We start from the raw sequence: 16373 nt of genomic DNA on the forward strand, positions 1-16373 counted from the left end.
GGGCTTTCCTCCGGGCTTTCGTTCGGCATTTCGTGTTCCCGACTCTATCAGACCCTTTCCGGCCCGACTTCCTCGGCGCCTTCCGGTTCCCGCTTTCGCGTTTCCCTTTCCGGCGATTCCGACTTTATCAGAAGTTCTGAGTCGGAATTCCCGCCCTGTTCGGTGGGCCCAGGCGCACGAGTGCGTCGGGCTTCCCGTTCAGGAGGAGCCGTAAACGTACTGGAGCGGGGCGCCCCGATGCAAATCGAGGTGCCCCGCTCCCAGTTGACCTGCTACGGCGGCGTCAGACCTCGACGACGACCGGCAGGATCATCGGACGGCGGCGGTACGTGTCCGAGACCCACTTGCCCACCGTGCGGCGGACGAGCTGCTGGATCTGGTGCGTCTCCAGGACACCGTCCTGGGCCGACTTCGCGATGGCCTCTTCCATCCGCGGGACGACGGCTGCGAAAGCCGAGTCGTCGATGCCGGAGCCGCGGGCGTGGATGTTCGGGCCTCCCACGACCTTGCCGGTGGCGGTGTCGACCACGACGAAGACGGAGATGAAGCCCTCCTCGCCGAGGATGCGGCGGTCCTTGAGGTGAGTCTCGGTGACATCGCCGACCGAGAGACCGTCGACGTACACATAGCCGGCCTGGACCTTTCCGACGATCTTCGCGCGGCCGTCGATCAGGTCGACCACCACGCCGTCCTCGGCGATGACGATGTGGTCCTTGGGGACACCCGTCAATGCGCCGAGCTCGGCGTTGGCGCGCAGATGGCGCCATTCGCCGTGGACCGGCATCAGGTTCTTCGGCTTGCAGATGTTGTAGAAGTACAGCAGCTCGCCGGCCGAGGCGTGGCCCGAGACATGGACCTTGGCGTTGCCCTTGTGGATGACGTTGGCGCCCCAGCGGGTGAGGCCGTTGATCACGCGGTAGACCGCGTTCTCGTTGCCCGGGATCAGGGAGGACGCCAGGATCACCGTGTCGCCCTGGACGATGCGGATCTGGTGGTCCCGGTTGGCCATGCGGGAGAGCGCGGCCATCGGCTCGCCCTGAGAGCCGGTGCAGACGAGGACGACCTCGTGGTCGGGGAGGTCGTCGAGGGTTTTCACGTCGACGACCAGGCCTGCCGGGACCTTGAGGTAGCCCAGGTCCCGGGCGATGCCCATGTTCCTGACCATCGACCGGCCGACGAAGGCCACGCGGCGGCCGTACTCGTGGGCGGCGTCGAGGATCTGCTGGATGCGGTGCACGTGGCTGGCGAAGCTGGCCACGATGATGCGCTTCTGAGCGTTCGCGAAGACCGTGCGCAGGACGTTCGAGATGTCGCGCTCGGGCGGGACGAAGCCCGGGACCTCGGCGTTCGTCGAGTCGGAGAGGAGGAGGTCGATGCCCTCCTCGCCGAGCTTGGCGAACTTCGGGAGGTCGGTGAGGCGGCGGTCCAGCGGGAGCTGGTCCATCTTGAAGTCGCCGGTGTGGACGACCATGCCCGCCGGGGTGCGGATGGCGACGGCCAGCGCGTCCGGGATCGAGTGGTTGACCGCCACGAACTCACAGTCGAAGGGGCCGACGCGCTCGCGGTGGCCCTCCGTGACCTCGAGGGTGTACGGGCGGATGCGGTGCTCCTGGAGCTTCGCCTCGATCAGGGCGAGGGTCAGCTTGGAGCCGATCAGCGGGATGTCCGGCTTCAGACGGAGCAGGAAGGGGACGCCGCCGATGTGGTCCTCGTGGCCGTGCGTGAGCACGATGCCTTCGATGTCGTCGAGGCGGTCCTTGATGGACGTGAAGTCCGGCAGGATCAGATCGATGCCGGGCTGCTCCTCCTCGGGGAAGAGCACACCGCAGTCGACGATGAGCAGGCGGCCGCCGTACTCGAAGACCGTCATGTTGCGGCCGATCTCGCCGAGACCGCCGAGCGGGGTGACGCGCAGGCCGCCCTTCGGGAGCCTGGGGGGCGTACCGAGTTCAGGATGCGGATGACTCAAAAGACTCTCCTCACCACACACGCCACGTACCGCTGAGGCACGTGGCGCGCATGACATTCGTGCACTTGCTGTTGTTTGTAGGGTTCCTGCTTGTTCAGTTGTGAAGTCTGTGGCTAGAGCGAGAGCTGTACGCCGCCTGCTGCGAGGTCCCGCTTGAGCTGCGTCTCTTCGTCCGGCGTGAGCTCCACCATGGGAAGGCGCAGCGGGCCTGCGGGCAGGCCCTGGAGGGTGAGGGCGGCCTTGGTGGTGATGACGCCCTGGGTGCGGAACATGCCGGTGTAGACCGGGAGCAGCCGCTGGTGGATCTCGGTCGCCTTGCGGACGTCGCCGGCGAGGTGGGCCTCGAGGAGGGCGCGCAGCTCGGGCGTGACCACGTGGCCGACGACCGAGACGAAGCCGACCGCTCCGACGGAGAGGAGGGGCAGGTTCAGCATGTCGTCGCCGGAGTACCAGGCGAGGCCGCTCTGGGCGATGGCCCAGCTGGCGCGGCCGAGGTCGCCCTTGGCGTCCTTGTTGGCGACGATCCGCGGGTGCTCGGCGAGGCGGACGAGCGTCTCGGTGTTGATCGGGACACCGCTGCGGCCCGGGATGTCGTAGAGCATCACGGGGAGCCCGGTGGCGTCGGCGATGGCCGTGAAGTGCCTGAGCAGGCCCTCCTGCGGGGGCTTGTTGTAGTACGGCGTCACGGCGAGGAGGCCGTGGGCGCCGGCCTGCTCGGCGGCGCGGGCGAGCTCGAGGCTGTGGCGGGTGTCGTTCGTGCCGACTCCGGCGACGACGTGGGCCCGGTCTCCTACGGCTTCCAGTACCGCTCGTACGAGGTCGTTTTTCTCCGCGTCGCTGGTGGTCGGGGACTCGCCGGTGGTGCCGTTGACGATCAGCCCGTCGTTGCCGGCGTCCACGAGGTGGGCGGCAAGGCGCTGGGCGCCGTCGAGGTCGAGTGCGCCGTCCGCCGTGAAGGGCGTGACCATGGCGGTGAGGACCCGCCCGAAGGGGGTCTGCGAAGTGGAGATCGGAGCCATGGGTAACACGCTACTCGCTGCTCAACGCATGGTGTCCCCTCGGGGGAGGTGAGACATGCGGGAAGAGAGGGAACCCGGCACTGCCTGCTCGGGGGTTCAAGCAGTGCCGGGTCCGTTTGATCAGCCTAGATGAAATTCTCGAACTGCGGCAATACGGACACTTCGGGCGGTGGATCCGTATGCTTGTGTCCGGGCCGGTGTGCAGGCCCTACGGCGCGACGCGTCCGTTGTTGTTGAAGGCCGCATAGGTGAGGGGCATGAGCCTGGCCCAGTGGGCCTCCATCTGCTCCCCCACCATCTCGATCTCGCGCTGCGGGAAGGAAGGAACCTTCGCGAGCTCGTGCTGGGTGCGCAGGCCGAGGAAGTGCATCAGCGAGCGGGCGTTGCACGTGGCGTACATCGAGGAGTAGAGGCCGACGGGGAGCACCGCGCGGGCGACCTCACGGGCCACTCCTGCGGCGAGCATCTCCTGGTAGGCCTCGTACGCCTGGCGGTAGGAGCCCTCCATGGCGCGGGTCGTGAGTTCCTGCTGCTCCGGGGTTCCCTCGACGAACTCGTACTTGCCGGGACGGCCCTGCTGGACCAGCTTGCGGGACTCGCCGGGGACGTAGAAGACCGGTTCCAGCTCCCTGTAGCGACCGGATTCCTCGTTGTACGACCAGCCGACGCGATGACGCATGAACTCACGGAAGACGAAGATCGGGGCGCTGATGAAGAAGGTCATCGAATTGTGCTCGAAGGGGCTGCCGTGGCGGTCCCGCATCAAGTAATTGATGAGGCCCTTGGAACGCTCGGGATCCTTGCTGAGCTCCTCCAGGGACTGCTCGCCGGCGGTCGAGACACGCGCGGCCCACAGCACGTCGGAGTCACTGGCGGTGTGCTTGACCAGGTCGACCGTGACGTCACTCCGGAAGTCGGGTTTGGCGGTCTCGTGGGGGGTGGGGGGCACCGGCGGTCCTTCCATGTACATCTCTGGGGCGCCCCACACTCTACGGGCCGGGGCCTGCTCCTCCCGGCGGCACCCGGGGGACATTGTTCGGCCGATTCAGGGAAATCGGGCACCAAGCGACAACTTTGTACGTCTGTCCCTGTAGTAGCCCTGGTACCAGATCAAAAATCCAAAGGAGTGAGCGCCCCATGTTGCGCCGGCGAGAGTCCGTCCCCTTCGCATTCGTTGCCGAGGCCGACCGATTCCGCAGTAACGTCACCCCTCCGCCCCCCGAGCGTCCGAGTGTGTCCCAGGTCGTGGGACGTACGCTCATCGGTCTCACCGTCGTCGCCGGACTGGTGGGATCGCTGCTCTTCGGCGTTCCCGCGCTCGATCCCGCGCAGGCTCCGGCCGCGACGCAGAAGTCCGAAGCCGCTGATGGGCGCTGACTCGTCCGGCCCCCCTGGGGTAGCCCGGCGAAGACCTCCTCGGTAGCCTCACCGGGCACAGCCCAATCGAGTGTGCTGGTGAGTGAGGATCAGTCGTGCCCCTGCCTTTCCTGACGGCCGACCGTGCTTTCGAAGCGCCCGGTGAGACTTCCGACGATGTCGCACTGCCCTTCGACGACCACGATCAATGGCGCCGCCCCTACCGCCCCGGACCGTGGCGCGTGGGGGCGGCGGCCCTGTTGCTGCTGCTGGCGTCGTTCATCCTGCTGGCGGCCATGATCATCGTCTTCACCGGTGCGGTGCCGGAAGCCGGCGTCTGTCTGGGCCTTGCCGTGGTGCTGATCGCCTGCGCCCTCCGGCTGCTGCGTGTCGGTGCCTGGGTCAGCCGGCGCGGTCTGCGGCGTGTGCGCTTCCTGGTGACGACCACGGTGCCGTGGGACCGGGCGACGGCTGTGCGTACGGTCCAGCAGCCGGTGCGGTGGCTCGGGCTGCCGCGCACGGTGCAGGGACAGGCGCTCGTACTCGTGCAGCAGGGCGGTGAGCAGCTGCAACTGCTCACCGATCACAACGCGGACTTCCTGTTCCGGGTGGAGGCCTTCGACCGGGCGGCCGACACGGTCGAGGCCTGGGGCGACGAGTACCGGCCCGTGTCGTCCATGTGACGCGGCAGGGCATGGGAAAGGGGGCGTCCGGACGGACGCCCCCTTTCCCATGCCGCTCCGTTCAGGCCGCTTCGCCTTCGTGGAGGGCGATCGCTTTCTGCATCGCCTTGCGGGCGCGCGGGGTGTCCCGCGCGTCGTGGTAGGCGATCGCCAGGCGGAACCAGGAGCGCCAGTCGTCCGGGGCGTCCTCGGTCTCCGCGCGGCGCCGGGCGAAGACCTCGTCGGCGGAGTCGCGGTCGATGCGGCCGCCGGGCGTACGTACCAGCTCGTCGACGGGCAGGCCGCCCTCGGCCTCCAGCTTCGCGGAGAGCACGTCCGCCTTGCGGGCGAATTGAGTGGTGTGCCAGAGGAACCAGAGGCCGATGGCCGGGAGGACCAGCACCGCGATGCCGAAGGCGACGGTGAGGGTGGTGCCTTCCCGGACGAGGAAGTATCCGCGGCTGCCGGCCAGGACGAAGTAGACGACCAGGACGGCGGCGAGGACGAAGTACGTGATCTTTGCGCGCATGGCTGTTGTTCTGCCGTCAGTTCAGGTCGAGGAAGTTTTCCAGGCCGAAGGTGAGGCCCGGAGTGGTCACCACGCGGCGCGCGCCGAGCAGGATGCCCGGCATGAAGCTGCTGTGGTGGAGGGAGTCGTGGCGGATCGTCAGGGTCTCGCCCTCGCCGCCCAGGAGGACTTCCTGGTGGGCGAGGAGGCCGCGGAGGCGGATGGCGTGCACGGGTACGCCGTCCACGTTCGCGCCCCGGGCACCGTCGAGCGCCGTGCTCGTGGCGTCGGGCTGGGGGGCACTGCCGGCCTCGGCGCGCGCCGCCGCGATGAGCTGGGCGGTGCGCTGGGCGGTGCCCGAGGGGGCGTCGGCCTTGTTCGGGTGGTGCAGCTCGACGACCTCGACGGATTCGAAGTACGGGGCCGCCTGCTGGGCGAACTTCATGGTGAGGACGGCGCCGATGGAGAAGTTGGGCGCGATGAGCACCCCCGTCTCCGGGGAGGCGTCGAGCCAGGAGCGCAGCTGCGCGAGGCGTTCGTCGGTCCAGCCGGTGGTGCCGACGACGGTGTGCATGCCGTGGCGTACGCAGAAGTCGAGGTTGTCCATCACCGATGCGGGGGTGGTCAGCTCGACGACGACCTGGGCGCCGGCTTCGGCGAGGGCTTCGAGTGTGTCGCCCCGGCCCAGCGCCGCCACCAGTTCCATGTCGTCCGCGGCCTCGACGGCCCGTACGGCCTCGGAGCCGATACGGCCCCTGGCACCGAGAACGGCCACGCGCAGCTTGCTCATGCTTGCTTCTTTCTGGAGGGCTCTAGGCGACTGATGCGTGCAGGCGGTCGGCCTGCCTGTCCTTCAGCGGGCCGATGACCGACAGCGAGGGCCGGTGGCCCAGGACGTCGGCGGCCACGGCCCGTACCTCGTCGGGGGTGACTGCCGCCATCCTGGCGAGCATGTCGTCGACGGAGATGTGGTCTCCCCAGGCCAGCTCGCTCTTGCCGATGCGGTTCATGAGCGCGCCGGTGTCCTCCAGGCCGAGGACCGTGGAGCCGGAGAGCTGGCCGACGGCGCGGGCGATCTCCTCGTCGGGCAGGCCGTCGGCGGCGACCTTCTCGAGCTCGTCGCGGCAGATCTTGAGTACGTCGTGGACCTGGGCGGGCCGGCAGCCGGCGTAGACGCCGAAGAGTCCGCAGTCGGCGAAGCTCGACGTGTACGAGTACACGCTGTAGGCCAGGCCGCGCTTCTCCCGTACCTCCTGGAAGAGGCGTGACGACATTCCGCCGCCGAGAGCCGTGTTCAGCACGCCGAGTGCCCAGCGGCGCTCGTCGGTGCGGGCCAGCCCCGGCATGCCGAGGACGACGTGCGCCTGCTCGGTCTTGCGGTTCAGGTGCTCGACGCGGCCCGCCGTGCGGATGACGCGGGAGCCGTCGCGCGGGGCGAGCGGGACCGCGTCCGTGCGGGACAGGGCGCCGGCGCGTTCGAAGGCCTTGCGGACCTGGCGTACGACCGTGGCGTGGTCCACGTTGCCCGCGGCCGCGACGACGAGGTGCGTCGGGTCGTAGTGCTTCTTGTAGAAGCGGCGGATACGGTCCGCGGACAGCGCCTCGACGGTGTCGACGGTGCCGAGGACCGGGCGGCCCAGCGGGGTGTCGCCGAACATCGTCCTGGCGAACAGGTCGTGGACGACGTCGCCCGGGTCGTCCTCGGTCATCGCGATCTCTTCGAGGATGACGCCGCGCTCGGCGTCGACGTCCTCGGCCTCGATGAGGGAGCCCGTCAGCATGTCGCAGACGATGTCGATGGCGAGGGGGAGGTCGGTGTCCAGTACGCGTGCGTAGTAGCACGTGTACTCCTTCGCGGTGAAGGCGTTCATCTCGCCGCCGACCGCGTCGATGGCGGAGGAGATGTCGAGGGCACTGCGCTTCCCGGTGCCCTTGAAGAGGAGGTGCTCCAGGTAGTGGGTCGCACCGTTCAGCGAGGGCGTCTCGTCGCGCGAGCCGACGTGCGCCCAGATGCCGAAGGTGGCGGAGCGGACGGAGGGCAGGGTCTCGGTGACGATGCGCAGGCCGCCGGGGAGGGTGGTCCTGCGGACGGTGCCGATGCCGTCCTTGCCCTTGAGCAGTGTTTGGGTACGGGCGACGGCCCGCCCCTCCGAAGAGGTGCGGGCCGTCGTCACGGAACTACGGGATGTCACTGGTCGGCGTCGGCCTTCTGGTCGGCGTCGGTGCCCTCTTCGCCCTCGATCACGGGGACGAGGGAGAGCTTGCCGCGGGAGTCGATCTCGGCGATCTCGACCTGGACCTTCTGGCCCACACCGAGGACGTCCTCGACGTTCTCCACGCGCTTGCCACCGGCGAGCTTGCGGATCTGCGAGATGTGCAGCAGACCGTCCTTGCCGGGCATCAGGGAGACGAAGGCACCGAAGGTGGTGGTCTTGACGACCGTACCCAGGTAGCGCTCGCCGACCTCCGGCATGGTCGGGTTCGCGATCGCGTTGATCGTCGCGCGGGCCGCCTCGGCCTGCGAGCCGACCTGGGCACCGATGTAGATGGTGCCGTCGTCCTCGATCGTGATGTCCGCGCCGGTGTCCTCCTGGATCTGGTTGATCATCTTGCCCTTGGGGCCGATGACCTCACCGATCTTGTCCACGGGGATCTTGACGGTGATGATCCGCGGGGCGTTGGGGGACATCTCGTCCGGCGTGTCGATCGCTTCCATCATCACGTCGAGGATGTGGAGGCGGGCGTCGCGGGCCTGCTTGAGGGCCGCGGCCAGGACGGAGGCCGGGATGCCGTCCAGCTTGGTGTCGAGCTGGAGGGCGGTGACGAATTCCTTCGTACCGGCGACCTTGAAGTCCATGTCGCCGAACGCGTCCTCGGCGCCGAGGATGTCGGTGAGGGCGACGTAGTGCGTCTTGCCGTCGATCTCCTGCGAGATCAGGCCCATGGCGATGCCGGCGACGGGGGCCTTGAGCGGCACACCGGCGTTCAGCAGCGACATGGTGGAGGCGCAGACCGAGCCCATGGACGTCGAACCGTTGGAGCCGAGGGCCTCGGACACCTGGCGGATCGCGTACGGGAACTCCTCGCGCGTCGGCAGCACCGGCACGATGGCGCGCTCGGCGAGCGCGCCGTGGCCGATCTCGCGGCGCTTGGGCGAGCCCACGCGGCCGGTCTCACCGACGGAGTACGGCGGGAAGTTGTAGTTGTGCATGTAGCGCTTGCGGGTCACCGGGGAGAGGGTGTCCAGCTGCTGCTCCATGCGGAGCATGTTGAGGGTGGTGACGCCCAGGATCTGGGTCTCGCCACGCTCGAACAGCGCCGAGCCGTGCACGCGCGGGATGGCCTCGACCTCGGCGGCGAGCGTACGGATGTCCGTGACGCCGCGGCCGTCGATGCGGACCTTGTCCTTGATGACGCGCTCGCGGACCAGGTGCTTGGTCAGCGCGCGGTACGCACCGGAGATCTCCTTCTCGCGGCCCTCGAACTGCGGGAGCAGCTTCTCGGCGGCGATCTCCTTGATGCGGTCGAGCTCGGTCTCGCGCTCCTGCTTGCCGGCGATGGTGAGCGCCTGCGTGAGCTCGGACTTGACGGCGGCGGTCAGCGCCTCCAGCACGTCGTCCTGGTAGTCGAGGAAGACCGGGAACTCGCCGGTGGGCTTGGCGGCCTTGGCGGCGAGGTCCGACTGGGCCTTGCAGAGGACCTTGATGAACGGCTTCGCGGCCTCGAGGCCGGCGGCGACGATCTCCTCGGTCGGGGCGTCGGCGCCGTCCTTGACGAGCTGGATCGTCTTCTCGGTGGCCTCGGCCTCGACCATCATGATCGCGACGTCGCCGTCCTCCAGGACGCGGCCCGCGACGACCATGTCGAAGACGGCGTCCTCGAGCTCGGTGTGCGTCGGGAAGGCGACCCACTGGCCCTTGATCAGGGCGACGCGGGTGGCGCCGATCGGGCCGGAGAAGGGCAGGCCCGCCAGGATGGTGGAGCAGGAGGCGGCGTTGATCGCGACCACGTCGTACAGGTGGTCGGGGTTGAGCGCCATGATCGTCTCGACGATCTGGATCTCGTTGCGCAGGCCCTTCTTGAAGGAGGGGCGCAGCGGGCGGTCGATCAGACGGCAGGTGAGGATCGCGTCCTCGGAGGGCCGGCCCTCACGACGGAAGAAGGAGCCGGGGATCTTGCCGGCTGCGTACATCCGCTCCTCGACGTCCACCGTGAGGGGGAAGAAGTCGAGCTGGTCCTTGGGCTTCTTGGAGGCGGTGGTGGCCGACATCACCATGGTGTCGTCGTCCAGGTACGCCACGGCGGAGCCGGCGGCCTGCTTGGCCAGGCGGCCCGTCTCGAAGCGGATGGTGCGGGTGCCGAAGGAACCGTTGTCAATGACGGCCTCGGCGTAGTGGGTCTCGTTCTCCACTAGCGTTATCTCCGATACTTTTCGTCTTTCGTCCCCTGCGCCCGTGTGGCGCGGGGACGGTGGCGGAGAAGCGCTTCCGGCTGCGGGCCGGTCTTCGATCGAAGACCCCGGTGTCGATGTGCTCCGGGGGCCACTACCGAGGACCGGCGGCGGGGAAGCCGCTTCTCGCTCGTTCTGTCTTCTGTTGTACGACCAGACTACTGAGCGTCCGGCGGGTCTCGCACGTACAGCAAAGGGAGCGGTCCCCTAGAAGTGGGGTACCGCTCCCTTCACGACGTCCGGCTTACTTGGCGCCGCCGGCCGCGCCACGGCGGATGCCGAGGCGGTCGACCAGGGCACGGAAACGCTGGATGTCCTTCTTGGCCAGGTACTGCAGCAGGCGGCGGCGCTGGCCGACCAGGATCAGCAGACCACGACGGGAGTGGTGGTCGTGCTTGTGCGTCTTGAGGTGCTCGGTCAGGTCCGAGATGCGGCGCGAAAGCATGGCGACCTGGACCTCGGGGGAGCCGGTGTCGCCTTCCTTCTGAGCGAACTCGGTCATGATCTGCTTCTTCGTAGCGGCGTCGAGCGGCACGCGTACTCCTCTTGGTCTTCGTAGTGCCACCGAGTGCCCCAGGTCGAATTCTCTGGGGAGCTTCCGTTACTCGGGAGGCGGGGATCCGCTGGGCGCAGCCTCCGGGGATACGGGGGCGCATACACAAACGGCCTCCACGCAGCTTAGCAGCAGATGCGAGTGCCCCCGACGGCGTGCCTCCGGGGCCGGATCACCGAGGTCAGACGCCGCCGCGGACCTTGGCGTACACGTCGAGGACCGCGAGGCAGATCGGAATCAGGGAGAGCAGCACCAGCGAGTCCGCGAGGTCCAGCATGCGGCCCCAGAAGGGCGTGAGGCCCTTCTTCGGCACGATCAGGCCGATCGCGATCAGGAGCAGCGCGCCGGCCGCGACCGAGGCGCCGAGCCACAGGGTCCGTACGTCGATGCCCGCGGAGTTGCCCAGGGCCAGGTCCTTGATGATCTCCAGCGGCGGTGAGATCGCGAGGCCGAGGATCAGGAGACCGGTCGTGAGGACGCCGGCCACCAGCAGGCAGGTGACCTGGGCGGTGTAGCGGAACAGGCGTGCCCGCAGCATCGCGGCCAGCGCGGTGACCAGGGCCATCAGCTGGGCCCAGCCACTGTCGCTGAAGCCGAGTACGGCGCCGCCCGCGCCGAGGATGACGACGGCGCAGCCGCCGACGAGGCCGAGCAGCAGTTCGTGGCCGCGGCTGGTCTGGGCGGCGATGCGCTGGACGTCGACGGCTTCGAGGCTGCCCTCCTGGCCTTCGCGACGGGCGCGGGCCAGGTCTTCGGGGTTGCGGAAACCGATCGGGAGCTTGGCGAAGCGGGCCGACCAGCCCGGCAGGAAGCCGACGACCGCCAGGGCGACGACCGAGGTGACGGCCGCGATCTCGCGGGGCTGCGCCTCGGTGAGCACTCCGCCGAAGGCGGCGAGGGTGCCGATCGCGGCGGCCAGCGCGGCGGCGACGAACGGGGCGTCTCCCTGCGGCAGCAGCATGATCAGTACGACGGAGAAGATCAGTACGGCGACGCAGCCGACCAGGAACTGCAGCCTGCCCGGGCCTTCGCCCGCGTCCTGCGGAAGGACGCCGGAGCCCGCGATGAGCGCGTGCGGCAGTGCGGCGATGCCCAGCGCGACGGCCGAGGCCCGGTCGTCGTACACCCGGCCGCGTACGCCCGCGAGTGCCGTCAGTACCAGCGCGACCACACCGGCGACGATGCCCTGGAGGCCGTGCATGTCGTGCCGGAGCGGGTCCGCGAACCAGAACACGAAGCCGAGCATCGCCAGCAGCAGTACGCCGGAGACGAGACCGGCGACTCGCATCAGGTTGTCGTTCCAGCTGCGGAGGTCCTGCTTGACGGCGGAGGCGACCGCGTCGACCACGTCGTCGTGGACCGCCGGCGGCAGCGAGTCGGCGAACGTGCGCAGCAGCAGCACCTCGCCGTCCCTGACTCTGTGCTCGAGCAATGAACGGCTCGCGTCCAGTACATGACCGTCGCGGCGTACGAGGTGGTAGCCGGCGAGGCTGCCGTCCGTCTGGGCCATTCCGGAGAGTCTGACGATCTCCGGATAGATGTCCTGGATCGGCAGGTCCTCCGGCAGCGCCACATCGATACGGCTGTCCGGCGCTGCGACGGTGACCCGGCAGAAACCTGTCGATGTGCCCGTGCTCACCTGGTAGTTCCCCCTGCTAGACAAGGCTTTTTACGTCGCTCGTACGACGCGGAGCGCAACCCTATCGTCCACTGCGGGGGGCGTAGTTGCCGCCTCCCTCATTCCTCCCCGGATTCCCCGGCATCTCCACGCTCCTGCCTCCCGGCGGTCTTATGCGTGACAGTAGGATCAGCGGCTGTGCGTGCCCGCTCTTCGGGCCGGGGGTCCGGGCGTTGTACCCGGAGAGACACAGCAATCGCGAAGGATGAGTGCATCGGTGAGCGTCGTCATCATCAAACGGCAGCCGCGGATCCAGCCGCCTGCTGTCCCGGACGGCGAGGTGAAGCTGGAGACGCCGCCCGAGATTCCGCGGGAGGGCGACGACGGTGTGCTGATGACCCTGCTGCCGATGATGGGCATGCTGGGTTCCGTCGGCTTCTTCTTCATGCCGAACCTGCCCTCCTACATGCGGGTGGTGGGCGGGCTGATGCTCGCCTCGACCCTCGCCATGGCCATCGCCCAGTTCGCCAAGTCGCGGCAGGGCGGTGGCGCGGGGATGGCCCAGGACCGGCGCGACTACTTCCGCTATCTCGAACAGGTCCGCAAGGACGTGCACAAGACCGCGGACCTGCAGCGGCGCACCCAGCTCTTCCAGCACCCGGACCCGGACCAGCTGTGGGCACTGGCCGCGGACGGCAAGCGGCTGTGGGAACGGCGTCCGGCCGACGCCGACTTCGCCTCCGTACGCATGGGGCTCGGCACCCAGCAGCTGAGCACTCCGCTGGTCGCACCGGAGACCGCGCCCAAGGAGGAGCTGGAGCCGCTGACCGCGGCGGCCATGAAGGCATTCCTCGACGCGCACGGCAGCCTGGCCGACCTGCCCGTCTCCGTCTCGCTGCGCGCCTTCTACCACGTGGCGCTCGCCGGGGACAGCGACACCGTCTACGGCAACGCCCGCGCGGCCATCGCCCAGCTGGCCACGCTGCACTCCCCCGAAGACCTGATGGTCGCCGTGGTCGCGCACCCGTCCGCCGCCGCGGACTGGGACTGGATCAAGTGGCTGCCGCACAGCCAGCACCCGAAGGCGAAGGACGGCGCGGGCTCGGCCCGGCTGCTCTTCGACGACCTCGGCGAGCTGGAGGAGGCGCTGGAGGACCAGCTGGCCGACCGGCCGCGCTGGAACCGTGACGCGAACCCCGTCTACGACCAGCCGCACCTGATCGTGGTGCTCGACGGCGGCACCGTACCGCCGGACTCCGGTCTCGCCGGCGCGGAGGGGCTTCAGGGCGTCACGTTCCTGGAGATCGCCCCCGGTGAGCTGGAGGACGAGCTGCGGGGCAACCTGACGGCGTATCTGAAGCCGAACAAGCTCCAGCTGTACGTCGGTCACGACTCGGCGTACAGCGGCAAGCCGGACGTGCTGAGTCTGGCGCAGGCCGAGTCGCTGGCGCGACAGCTCGCCGCCTTCCGGGTCGGTACGGCGGAAGAGGGCGAGCCGCTGCTGTCCAACCTCGACTTCACGGACCTCATGGGCATCGGCGACGCCGGTTCGGTCGACGTCTCGCGCACCTGGCGTCCGCGCACGCTGCACGAGCGGCTGCGCGTACCGATCGGTGTCGGTGAGAACGGCGAGCCGGTCATGCTCGACCTCAAGGAGGCCTCGCAGGAGGGCATGGGCCCGCACGGCCTGTGTGTCGGAGCGACCGGTTCCGGCAAGTCCGAGGTACTGCGCACGCTCGTACTCGGTCTCGCGGTGACGCACTCCTCGGAGACGCTGAACTTCATCCTCGCGGACTTCAAGGGCGGCGCGACCTTCGCCGGCATGGTGGACATGCCGCACACCGCGGCCGTCATCACCAACCTCGCGGACGACCTCACGCTCGTCGACCGCATGCGCGACTCGATCATGGGCGAGATGCAGCGCCGCCAGGAGCTGCTGCGCACGGCGGGCAACTACGCCAACATCCACGACTACGAGAAGGCGCGGGCGGCCGGTGCCGCGCTCGAGCCGCTGGCCTCTCTGGTGATCGTGCTGGACGAGTTCTCCGAACTGCTGACGGCGAAGCCCGACTTCATCGACATGTTCATCCAGATCGGCCGCATCGGCCGTTCACTGGGTGTGCACCTGCTGCTCGCCTCGCAGCGTCTGGAGGAGGGCAAGCTGCGCGGTCTGGACACGTACCTGTCGTACCGGATCGGTCTGCGTACGTTCTCCGCCGCCGAGTCGCGTACGGCGATCGGTGTCCCGGACGCGTACCACCTGCCGTCCATTCCCGGCTCGGGCTACCTGCGGTACGACACCGACACCATGGTCCGCTTCAAGGCGGCGTACGTGTCGGGCGCGTACCACGGCGAGGGTCCCTCGCGGGTGCACCGCTCCACGCAGCTGAGGCCCACGCTGTTCACGGCGCAGCACGTGGCGCTGCCTCCGCAGCCCGTCGTCGAGGAGCCGGAGGCCGACGACCGGGTGGACGACGCCCTTGCCGACACCGTCCTGGACGTCATCGTCTCCAAGATGGAGAACCAGGGGCCGCCCGCCCACCAGGTGTGGCTGCCGCCGCTGGAGGAGGCGCCTTCGCTGGAGCAGCTGCTGCCCGCGCTGGCCGTCACGCCGGAGCGCGGTCTGACCGCGCCGGAGTACACCGCGCTCGGCCGGCTCAACGTGCCGGTCGGTCTGGTGGACAAGCCGTTCGAGCAGCGGCGCGACGTGCTGTACCGGGACTTCGCGGGCGGGGCCGGTCACGGTCTGTTCGTGGGTGGTCCGCAGTCCGGCAAGTCGACTCTGCTCCGTACCCTCATCTCGTCGTTCGCGTTCACCCACACCCCGGGCGAAGTGCAGTTCTACTGCCTGGACTTCGGCGGTGGCGGTCTGATCGCGATGGAGGACCTGGCGCACGTCGGCGGGGTCGCGAACCGGCTCGACGGCGAGAAGGTCCGCCGTACGGTCAGCGAGGTCGAGGGCATCCTCAACGCCCGCGAGGAGTACTTCCGCTCGAACAACATCGACTCGATCCAGACGTACCGGCAGCGCCGGGCGGCAGGACTGCTGCCCGACCAGCCGTGGGGCGACGTCTTCCTCGTCATCGACGGCTGGGCGACGTTCAAGACGGACTACGAGATGCTCGAGGCGTCCATCACCGACATGGCGATGCGCGGCCTCGGCTTCGGTGTGCACGTGATCCTGACGGCGAGCCGCTACACCGAGGTGCGGCCCGCGCTCAAGGACATGCTCCAGAACCGCATCGAGCTGCGGCTCGGTGACCCGACCGAGTCGGAGATCGACCGCAAGGTGGCGCAGAACGTGCCCGCCTCGGTGCCCGGCCGGGGTCTGAGCACGGACAAGCTGCACTTCATGACGGCGCTGCCGCGGGTCGACGGCTCTTCGGAGACGGAGGACCTGGCGGAGGCCACGGCCGTGCTCATCCGGGGCATCAACGAGAACTGGCAGGGCAGCCCGGCTCCGGCCGTGCGGCTGCTGCCGAGGATCCTGGAGGCGGACCGGCTGCCGAAGGGGTTCGAGCACCCGGAGCGCGGTGTCGCCTTCGGTATCGACGAGTCGGCGCTCGCGCCGGTGTTCATCGACTTCGAGACGGACCCGCACTTCATCGTGTTCGGTGAGAGCGAGTCCGGTAAGTCGGCGGTGCTGCGGCTGCTCATCAAGCAGATCACGGAGCGCTACACGCCGGAGCAGGCGAAGATCGTCATGGGTGACTACCGGCGTGCGCACCTGGAGGCCGTACCGGAGACGCACCTGTCGCGCTACTGCGCGTCGGCGCCGGCGCTGACGGAGACGCTGGAGGGGCTCGCCGGGTCGCTCAGCCGCCGTATGCCGGGGCCGGACGTCACGCCGGAGCAGCTGAGGAACCGCAGCTGGTACAACAGCCCGGACGCGTACGTCATCGTCGACGACTACGACCTGGTGGCGACCGGCATGAACCCGCTGTCGCCGCTGGTGGAGTACCTGCCGTACGCCCGTGACGTGGGCCTGCACGTCATCATCGCGCGCTCGTCGGGCGGCGCGAGCCGGTCGCTGTACGAGCCGGTGATGCAGCGTCTGCGGGAGCTCGGGGCGCAGGGTCTGGTGCTGTCCGGCGACCGGTCGGAGGGCGCGCTGCTCGGCAACATCACGCCGTCCCAGCTGCCTCCGGGTCGTGGGTACTTCCACACGCGCCGGCGCAGCGGACAGATGGTGCAGACGGGCTGGCTGCCGTCCAGGTTCTGATCTCCGCGGCTGTACG

At 68.9% G+C, this 16373-nt stretch carries 12 protein-coding genes; 3 read left to right on the forward strand and 9 right to left on the reverse strand.

The features are described from left to right. Positions 1 to 283: 283 nt before the first annotated feature. The 3 genes from ACWD0Y_RS28990 to thyX all read right to left on the reverse strand — a co-directional run bounded on the left by ACWD0Y_RS28990 (position 284) and on the right by thyX (position 3937). Complete coding sequence (locus tag ACWD0Y_RS28990; protein WP_093798710.1) at positions 284 to 1969, reverse strand: ribonuclease J; 1686 nt, start codon at positions 1967 to 1969, stop codon at positions 284 to 286. A gap of 113 nt (positions 1970 to 2082) precedes the next feature. Beyond that, positions 2083 to 2988, reverse strand: coding sequence for a 4-hydroxy-tetrahydrodipicolinate synthase (gene dapA, locus ACWD0Y_RS28995; RefSeq protein WP_450263283.1), 906 nt, complete (start codon positions 2986 to 2988; stop codon positions 2083 to 2085). Positions 2989 to 3196: 208 nt separating this feature from the next. After that, complete coding sequence (thyX, locus tag ACWD0Y_RS29000) at positions 3197 to 3937, reverse strand: FAD-dependent thymidylate synthase (RefSeq protein ID WP_176709993.1); 741 nt, start codon at positions 3935 to 3937, stop codon at positions 3197 to 3199. A gap of 188 nt (positions 3938 to 4125) precedes the next feature. Here thyX and ACWD0Y_RS29005 point away from each other — a divergent pair, with 188 nt between their 5' ends. Together ACWD0Y_RS29005 and ACWD0Y_RS29010 are read left to right on the forward strand one after the other, a co-directional pair. Continuing rightward, complete coding sequence (locus ACWD0Y_RS29005) at positions 4126 to 4365, forward strand: hypothetical protein (protein ID WP_069926579.1); 240 nt, start codon at positions 4126 to 4128, stop codon at positions 4363 to 4365. 95 nt (positions 4366 to 4460) lie between these two features. Beyond that, positions 4461 to 5027 carry a hypothetical protein gene (locus ACWD0Y_RS29010; RefSeq protein ID WP_450263284.1) on the forward strand — a complete coding sequence of 189 codons (567 nt, stop codon included), beginning with the start codon at positions 4461 to 4463 and terminating at the stop codon, positions 5025 to 5027. Positions 5028 to 5088: 61 nt separating this feature from the next. Here the strand turns inward: ACWD0Y_RS29010 and ACWD0Y_RS29015 are convergent, their stop codons facing one another. The 6 genes from ACWD0Y_RS29015 to eccD form a co-directional block, all read right to left on the reverse strand. Next, positions 5089 to 5535 (reverse strand): hypothetical protein, encoded by a 447-nt coding sequence (locus ACWD0Y_RS29015; protein WP_450263285.1) that lies wholly within the window; start codon positions 5533 to 5535, stop codon positions 5089 to 5091. Between the two features lie 16 nt (positions 5536 to 5551). Then, complete coding sequence (gene dapB / locus ACWD0Y_RS29020) at positions 5552 to 6304, reverse strand: 4-hydroxy-tetrahydrodipicolinate reductase (RefSeq protein ID WP_450263286.1); 753 nt, start codon at positions 6302 to 6304, stop codon at positions 5552 to 5554. A 22-nt stretch (positions 6305 to 6326) separates the two neighbouring features. After that, positions 6327 to 7706: a M16 family metallopeptidase gene (locus ACWD0Y_RS29025; RefSeq protein WP_450263287.1), complete on the reverse strand. Its 1380-nt coding sequence runs from the start codon at positions 7704 to 7706 to the stop codon at positions 6327 to 6329. Next, complete coding sequence (locus ACWD0Y_RS29030; RefSeq protein ID WP_450263288.1) at positions 7703 to 9925, reverse strand: polyribonucleotide nucleotidyltransferase; 2223 nt, start codon at positions 9923 to 9925, stop codon at positions 7703 to 7705. The genes ACWD0Y_RS29025 and ACWD0Y_RS29030 overlap by 4 nt, the downstream gene beginning before the upstream one ends. Positions 9926 to 10208: 283 nt before the next feature. Next, on the reverse strand, positions 10209 to 10499 hold the full coding sequence (gene rpsO, locus ACWD0Y_RS29035; protein WP_018551846.1) for a 30S ribosomal protein S15: 291 nt from the start codon (positions 10497 to 10499) through the stop codon (positions 10209 to 10211). Between the two features lie 199 nt (positions 10500 to 10698). Further along, complete coding sequence (gene eccD, locus ACWD0Y_RS29040; protein ID WP_450263289.1) at positions 10699 to 12156, reverse strand: type VII secretion integral membrane protein EccD; 1458 nt, start codon at positions 12154 to 12156, stop codon at positions 10699 to 10701. A gap of 256 nt (positions 12157 to 12412) precedes the next feature. Between eccD and eccCa the strand changes: the two genes are divergently transcribed. Further along, the gene (eccCa, locus tag ACWD0Y_RS29045; protein ID WP_450263290.1) at positions 12413 to 16357 is read left to right on the forward strand and encodes a type VII secretion protein EccCa; all 3945 of its coding nucleotides are present in this window, start codon (positions 12413 to 12415) and stop codon (positions 16355 to 16357) included. Positions 16358 to 16373 lie beyond the last annotated feature (16 nt).

It is taken from the genome of Streptomyces altiplanensis (assembly GCF_053591575.1).

Excerpts from the sequence above, each read along its gene's own strand:
- dapA (WP_450263283.1), bottom strand. The coding sequence starts at position 2,988 with ATGGCTCCGATCTCCACTTCGCAGACCCCCTTCGGGCGGGTCCTCACC.
- ACWD0Y_RS29005 (WP_069926579.1), top strand. The coding sequence starts at position 4,126 with ATGTTGCGCCGGCGAGAGTCCGTCCCCTTCGCATTCGTTGCCGAGGCC.
- ACWD0Y_RS29015 (WP_450263285.1), bottom strand. The coding sequence starts at position 5,535 with ATGCGCGCAAAGATCACGTACTTCGTCCTCGCCGCCGTCCTGGTCGTC.
- dapB (WP_450263286.1), bottom strand. The coding sequence starts at position 6,304 with ATGAGCAAGCTGCGCGTGGCCGTTCTCGGTGCCAGGGGCCGTATCGGC.